This window comes from Streptomyces adustus (assembly GCF_009377175.1).
Lineage (GTDB): Bacteria > Actinomycetota > Actinomycetes > Streptomycetales > Streptomycetaceae > Streptomyces > Streptomyces adustus.
This window is the reverse complement of sequence record NZ_VJZD01000401.1, coordinates 1-5,339: the sequence shown is the minus strand read 5'-3', so window position 1 is coordinate 5,339 and position 5,339 is coordinate 1. Positions and strand designations below refer to the sequence as shown.

Annotated in this window: 7 protein-coding genes; 1 reads left to right on the top strand and 6 read right to left on the bottom strand. The window is 70.5% G+C overall.

Features of this window, described 5'->3' with window-relative positions:
• Window positions 1–827: 827 nt before the first annotated feature.
• Entirely contained in the window at window positions 828–1,223 is a 396-nt protein-coding gene (locus FNH09_RS44345) for a DUF192 domain-containing protein (RefSeq protein WP_152895540.1), read from the top strand.
• 52 nt (window positions 1,224–1,275) lie between these two features.
• Here the strand turns inward: FNH09_RS44345 and FNH09_RS44340 are convergent, their stop codons facing one another.
• The 6 genes from FNH09_RS44340 to FNH09_RS44315 all read right to left on the bottom strand — a co-directional run.
• Window positions 1,276–1,887 carry an OmpA family protein gene (locus FNH09_RS44340; RefSeq protein ID WP_152895539.1) on the bottom strand — a complete coding sequence of 204 codons (612 nt, stop codon included), beginning with the start codon at window positions 1,885–1,887 and terminating at the stop codon, window positions 1,276–1,278.
• Window positions 1,888–1,895: 8 nt separating this feature from the next.
• Entirely contained in the window at window positions 1,896–2,474 is a 579-nt protein-coding gene (locus FNH09_RS44335; protein ID WP_152895538.1) for a hypothetical protein, read from the bottom strand.
• Between the two features lie 31 nt (window positions 2,475–2,505).
• Window positions 2,506–3,102 (bottom strand): pilus assembly protein TadG-related protein, encoded by a 597-nt coding sequence (locus FNH09_RS44330; RefSeq protein ID WP_152895537.1) that lies wholly within the window; start codon window positions 3,100–3,102, stop codon window positions 2,506–2,508.
• Window positions 3,102–3,332 carry a hypothetical protein gene (locus tag FNH09_RS44325; RefSeq protein ID WP_152895536.1) on the bottom strand — a complete coding sequence of 77 codons (231 nt, stop codon included), beginning with the start codon at window positions 3,330–3,332 and terminating at the stop codon, window positions 3,102–3,104. Before FNH09_RS44325 ends, FNH09_RS44330 begins: the two co-directional genes overlap by 1 nt.
• A gap of 110 nt (window positions 3,333–3,442) precedes the next feature.
• On the bottom strand, window positions 3,443–4,192 hold the full coding sequence (locus FNH09_RS44320; RefSeq protein WP_162470034.1) for a response regulator: 750 nt from the start codon (window positions 4,190–4,192) through the stop codon (window positions 3,443–3,445).
• The coding region (locus tag FNH09_RS44315; RefSeq protein ID WP_152895535.1) for a sensor histidine kinase at window positions 4,189–5,339 on the bottom strand (1,151 nt) is incomplete at its 5' end. The genes FNH09_RS44320 and FNH09_RS44315, both read right to left, overlap by 4 nt.

The following is a 5,339-nucleotide window of genomic DNA, read 5'->3' as shown; positions in this document are numbered from 1 at the left end:
GCTTCGGGGGCGTGGATCGGTGGGGGCACACGGAGTCGGGCGCGCGGGGGGATCGAGCGCTGTGCGCGGGCCAAAGAAAACGGGCCGGTCCGTGGGGGGGGAGACGGACCGGCCCGAGGGGGGGCTTCCACCATAACCCTTCGTAAGTGATGCTGCGTGCATCGGCGTGCCACAACTACTCTCCGGAGTCGGACGACGACGCCTCGATGGTGCCGGAAGGCGGCATTCAGGGGGTGTGCGTGGCCGAAAGGGGGCGGCTCGCCTGGCGTTTCGCCTGATGCGCCCGGAACCGGGCGGTGATCCGGCGGACTCGGCGTGTCCCGGGAACCCCGGGCGTGTCACGGCCCGCGTCCCTCCGACGGGCGACCCCGCCCGTCGCCCCGACTTGACGACGGAGCACCCCGGCCTGGACCGGCGCGGCACCGCGCAGTCCCCTCCACCGCGCGGTACCGCCGCGCAGCTTTGCTGGCGCGAATTGCCCGCCATGAACTTACGTGAGGTCGAGCGGGGAAACCAGCCACTCCGGTAACGATGTGGAAACCCCGTGAAGAATCGGCGGAGTTCTGCCCCGTTGAGGGTGACTTGACCGATTGGCGAGGCCGTCCGGGTGACTCCCCCACGGCTCGCACGGCCCCGGAACGTACGCGTGGCGCCTGTCCCGCCGGTCGACGGCCGACCATTCCCGGCCACTTCCGGACGGCGGGTCCTGCGTCCGGTCGGCCACCGGGGCCCTTCCGGGCTTGCGGGCGTCGACGAGACGGCCGCCCGCTCCCGCGGGAGTTCGCCGCGGACGGTTCCCCCGGGCCGCGGCGGGGGAGGTGACCGGCATGGGACGGCGCTGGCGGGACGGGCGGGGAGAACTGAGGGTGCGTGGAGAGCGGCCGGAGGACGCGGATCCGGTCGTCGTGCCGCTGGAGATCGCCACGTCCTATCGCGCCCGGACGAAGGGACTGCTCGGCCGCGACCGCGTCGACGGGGCGATCCTGCTGTCCCCCGCGAGCGGCGTGCACACCTTCCGGATGCGCATCCCCGTCGATGTCGCCTATCTCGACCGACGGCTCGACGTCATCGCCGTACGCACCATGAAGCCTGGCCGCCTGGGCCTGCCCCGGCTCCGCTCCCGGCACGTACTGGAGGCGGAGGCGGGAGCCATGGCGGGCTGGGGAGTGAAGGCGGGGGTGCGGGTGCGGATCGAGGCTTCCCCGCGTCAACCGCCGAGTTAGGCCGTCGCCGTGGCGCGTGACAGCACCGCCCACGTGCGCGTCCCGCCTCGGGTCAGCTCTCCGAGCGCGGGAACGACACCTCCACCCGTCGGTTCTTCTTGCGGCCCTCCTCCGTCGCGTTCGACGAGATCGGGTACTGCTCGCCGTAGCCGCGCACCTCGAACGTGACGTTCGGGTCGTTCAGGTCCTGGGAGAGGACGTCCTGTACGGCGTTGGCGCGCTGCTTCGACAGGACGTCGCCGTGCGCCGAGCTGCCGAGGTTGTCGGTGAAGCCGAAGACGCGGACGTTCGTCGCGTTCTGCTTCTTGATCTCCTCGGCGATCGCGGCGATCCGCGCCTTCGCGTCGGCGCCGAGTTTCGCGCTGTCCTTGCCGAACAGGACCTCCGCCTGGAGCGCGAACTTCACGGACGTGTTGGTGTCCTCCCGGCGCTCGTCCCCGGACTGGTCCTCCACGACCGACTTGATGTCCAGGACCTTGGGACCGGCGAGGGTGGCGCCCTCGGGAAGCTTGAGATCGGGATCGTTCGGGTCGACCTCGACGGGTGCGGAGGCGGTGGCCTCGGTGCCCGGGGGGACGCTGGGGGTGTCGTCGGCGTAGGCGGCGGTGATGCCGGCGGCAACCATGCAGGACGCTGCGGTGAGGGTGAGAAGCAAGCGGGGCATGTCGAGCCTCACCCGGAAATCTGGATGGTGGCGGAGGGGAAGGTCGGCAGCTGGAAGCTGACCTCGGTGGTGTCCGCCGGGGGCGCGGGGAACTGCATGAAAATGGGGACGCTTTCACCGGGTTTCACCGACTGGACCCCGGCCGTGGTGAGCGGCCGCCCGTCCGTGTCCCGCAGCACGTAGTAGCGCTTCTTGCCCTTGGAGTCCACGAGCGTTGCCCCGCCGAACGACTGACCATTCTTCATGATCTCGGTCTCGTTGCCGGTCAACTGCGACGAAAGGATCGCCACTTTGCTTCCGTCGTTCTTCAGGTCGGCATTGACCGTGACGAACCCGCCGGAGTCCCTCGCGGCAGACGTGATTTTCAGGTCCAGGCCCTCCGAGCCCTTGAGCTCCGCCAGGGGCGCATCCGACTGCCCCTCTTGAGTGCTCGGCTTGGATCCATCGCCCTTGGAGACCGACGCCGAAGCTTCCGGCTTCTTGTCATCACCGCCCCCGCCACAGCCGGCCACGCCGAGAGCCAGGCCGGAAACCACGGTCAACGCGACCACCCCGCTACGGGCCTTAGCCGTGAACCGAATGCTCATCGCTCTGCTTCCTTCACTCGTCGTTCGCATGTCAGTCGGCCAGATGGACGTCGAAGAGGTCTTCCGGCTGCGGGAGGGCCGCGGTGTCGTGCGGGTCCAGGTCCCAGTCGCGGTCCTTGCAGACGAGCTGCGGCAGTACGTCGTCACCGGCGCCCTCTCCCGGGAGCGTGAACGTACAGAGCGGCTCGATCACGGCGGTGGCGGACGCCTTCGCGTACGTGTTCTCCGTGCCGGGAACGACGGAGTCCCCGACCGACTTGTCCGTCTGGACGCCGACCGTGTAGCCGAGCAGCCCGTCGGGGCCGCAGTCGGTCACATGCGCGTCGTTCTGCTTGGCCAGCTCATAGGCCCGCCAGCACGAGGGGGTGACGGTGCCCTGGCCGTCGAAGATGTCCTGCCACTTGGTCGGGTCGTTCAGGTCCGTGAGCCACAGCCCGGCGAGTTGGTCCCGGGTGTCCTGCGCCGCCGCGAGCGCCGCCGCGTCGGCTGCCGTCTGGGCGCCGTTCCGGTTGGCCGCCGCCTGGCCGACCGCAAGGTAGGCCAACGCAAGAAAGAGCAGGCCCGCCACCACCGTGATGTAGATGGGGAAGGCCTGCCCTGCGTCAGCGCCATACCTGCGTAAAGGCATCAGGTGATTTCGGCGATCTTCGCCTTGATCGCGTCGAGGATCGACTTGCCGATATCCGTACCCGTGATGGCCAACACAATCGCCACCACCACGGCGATGATGCCCAGGTACTCCACCGCGGTCTGGCCCCGGTCGCCGGCCCGGCGTCGCATCGCTTCGGCTGTCGTGTTCCTCCAGCCGTTCACGCGGAGCTTGGCCGCGACGGCCGTCTTCAGCATGAGATCGCTCATGGTGTGCCCCTCCAGGTGTCGCGTCGCCGGGACGGTAGTGCGGAACGCGTAGGTCGGTGAAGGGCCCACGGGCCCAGCGGCGGGCCCAAGTCCGCCCCCGTCCGGTCATCTCAGGACACCCCCAGCCATTTGGCGACCGCCTCCGAGCGACTTGTGCTGTGCAGCTTGGCGAAGATCCGGTTGATGTGATTCTTGACCGTCTTCTCACTGATGAAGCACGCGGCGGCGATCTGTTGGTTGGTCAGGCCGGACGCTATGAGGTCCATGATCTCCGCCTCCCTCGCGCTGAGTTGGGACGACGACACCGACAACGACGACTGTCTCATATCTGGTTGCACTTGCGAAAGGTTTTGCGGAGAAGTTGCGCGGGGCAAAGCCCTAGTCGATGTTGCGTCATGTGCAATCGCATCCGATTCCCGCAGCTGGGCCAGCAGGGCGTCCGCCGCGGTGGCCGTGAGACGGGCCTTGCCGTCCCTGATGTCCCGTACCGCCGAGACCAGTTCGTCCACCGTGAACTCGCCGTGGACCAGATAGCCGCCCGCTCCCCTGCGCAAGGCCTCCCGGACGGTCTCCCGCTCCCCGGTGTACGTCAGCATCAGCACCGGGGCGATCCGGACCAGGTAGGGCAGCGCGGCGATGCCGTCGACGCCGGGCATCCGGACGTCGAGCAGGACGACGTCGGGCCGGTGGCGGTCGGCCGCCAGGCAGGCCTCGTGGCCGTCGGCGGCCTCGGCGACGACCGTGATGTCCTCGCGGCCGGTCAGCAGGGCGGTCAGGCCGGCGCGGACCACTGGGTTGTCGTCCGCCACGACGACCCGCAAGGGATCCGTGGGGACCCGGGTCGGGCGGTCCGTCGTCACGGGGCCTCCTCTCGGGCCGTAGCGGCCGCCAGGCGCAGTTCCAGGCTGACCTCGGTGCCCCGGGTGTGGCCGGCGCGGCCGATGTGGATGCGGGCGCCGACCGCCGCGGCGCGTTCGACCATCCCGAGCAGGCCGAAGTGGCCCTCGCTGCGCAGTCGTTCGAGGGTGGTGCCGGGCGGCAGGCCGCGGCCGTCGTCGTAGACGCTGATGCGCAGCAGGTCGCCGTGGACGCCCGCGCGGACGTCGACACGGGTGGGGGCCGCGTGGCGGTGGGCGTTCTCCATGGCCTCGGCGGCGATGGTCAGCAGCTGGCGGGCCACGGCCGAAGGCAGCTCGGGCGGCGGCGCCACCGGTTCACCGGTGGGGTGGTAGGTGGCCGGAAGACCGGTGCGGGTGCTGAAGTCACTGGTCCGGGCGGCGAGTTCGTGCAGGACGTCGGTGGCGTCGGGGTCGGTGCGGCCTCTCAGGTCGGTGAGGAGTTCGCGGGACTCGGCGGCGGCGCGACGGGCCGAGCGGGCCACCAGTTCGGCCTGCTGCCGTACCCGTGCGGGGTCCGTGTTCTCCGCGCCCGCGGTGGCCGCCAGGGCCTCCGCCGCGAACGCCACCCCGTGCAGGGTCTTGGCCACCGAGTCGTGCATCTCGCGGGCCAGCCGGGCCCGTTCGGCGGCCACCGCCTCCGTCACGGCCAGCCGGGACTGCACCGCGCTCAGGGCGTGGGTGGCGGCGCCGAAGCGGAGCAGCAGGCCGCGCAGGGTCGAGCCGAGGGCGCCGGTGACGACGCAGAGTCCGGGCAGCAGCAGGGATTCGGCGAGGCTCGCGCCCGGGTTCTTCGTGGCCGCGTGGACCAGCAGGAGGATCAGCGACTGGAGGGAGGCGAAGCAGGCCGCGCCGCGCCAGCTGTAGACGATGCCGGCCAGCAGGGGGGTGCAGACGCTGACGTAGGCCAGGGTCGTGTCCGGGCCCGCGGAGATCAGGAGCAGGGAGCCGAAGAGGGTGTCCACGGCCAGCAGGGTGGGGTGGCGCAGGAGGAGCGGGCCGAAGCGTTCCCAGTCGCGGAAGAGGACGTAGTTCGTCATGAAGGTGACGACGACGGCGGCCCCGACCAGGCGGGCGCCCAGACCGGGGTGGGCGTTGAGGAGGGCGGAGG

What these genes read in the sequence shown, in the direction of transcription:
- FNH09_RS44345 (WP_152895540.1), top strand. Translation starts at nt 828, where the DNA reads ATGGGACGGCGCTGGCGGGACGGGCGGGGAGAACTGAGGGTGCGTGGA.
- FNH09_RS44340 (WP_152895539.1), bottom strand. Translation starts at nt 1,887, where the DNA reads ATGCCCCGCTTGCTTCTCACCCTCACCGCAGCGTCCTGCATGGTTGCC.
- FNH09_RS44335 (WP_152895538.1), bottom strand. Translation starts at nt 2,474, where the DNA reads ATGAGCATTCGGTTCACGGCTAAGGCCCGTAGCGGGGTGGTCGCGTTG.
- FNH09_RS44330 (WP_152895537.1), bottom strand. Translation starts at nt 3,102, where the DNA reads ATGCCTTTACGCAGGTATGGCGCTGACGCAGGGCAGGCCTTCCCCATC.
- FNH09_RS44325 (WP_152895536.1), bottom strand. Translation starts at nt 3,332, where the DNA reads ATGAGCGATCTCATGCTGAAGACGGCCGTCGCGGCCAAGCTCCGCGTG.